We start from the raw sequence: 732 nt of genomic DNA, 5'->3' as shown, positions 1-732 counted from the left end.
ACTACGAGACGCCGCTGTACGTGCAGCGCGGCCTGATCCCCCCGACGCCGACGATGATGACCCAGACGTCCACCCAGCGTGAGCCGCTGATCTTCAGCCTGGGCATCTGGCACGGCGTGCAGCGCTATTTGGTGCTGCGCGACGTCGCGGGGGAGGACATGGAGTCGGGCAACCTGCATTCGGCACCGTTTCGGTTCTTCAGCAACGCCGAAGCCGTGTTCTTCATGTTCGATCCCCTTCGCGTGCAATCCATTCGGGACCAACTGCAAGACCTGCTGCCGCCGCAGACCGTCAGCGGCGGCGACCCGCGTGACGTGCTGAACAACGTGATGATGGCCATCGGTGGCGGCGAGCCACGCCTGGCCGTCATCTTGTCGAAGTTCGACGCCCTGCGCGCGTTGCGTGACGTCGACGGGTCCGAGTGGAGCATGGTCATGTCCAACGCGGGGGCCGCCTACCTGCGTGACCCGTCCGACTCGGTCCTCTACGACGACAACGACGGGCAGCTGCTGCACGAGGAGGTGCGCAGCCTGCTCACCCGGCTCAACGCCGGGTCCATCATCGCCGCGGTCGAAAACCCGTCGACGCCAAGGCGCTTGCGGCACCGGTTCTTCGTCGTGTCGGCGCTGGGGCAGCCGCCCAGCGGCCAGCGGCTGCACGCGCGGGGCATCGCACCGTTCCGGTGTGTCGACCCGGTCCGTTGGGTCACGTCCAGTTTCGGCGTCCTGTAGC

General features: G+C 67.1%; 1 pseudogene. It reads left to right on the top strand.

The features are described from left to right. A pseudogene (locus A5700_RS18885) lies at positions 1 to 731 on the top strand (hypothetical protein); the annotation flags it as partial. Between the last annotated feature and the right edge of the window lies 1 nt (position 732).

This window comes from Mycobacterium sp. E1214, from assembly GCF_001666755.1.
Lineage (GTDB): Bacteria > Actinomycetota > Actinomycetes > Mycobacteriales > Mycobacteriaceae > Mycobacterium.
Note: the sequence above shows the minus strand (reverse complement) of the source record. Positions and strands in the feature narration are given on the sequence as shown.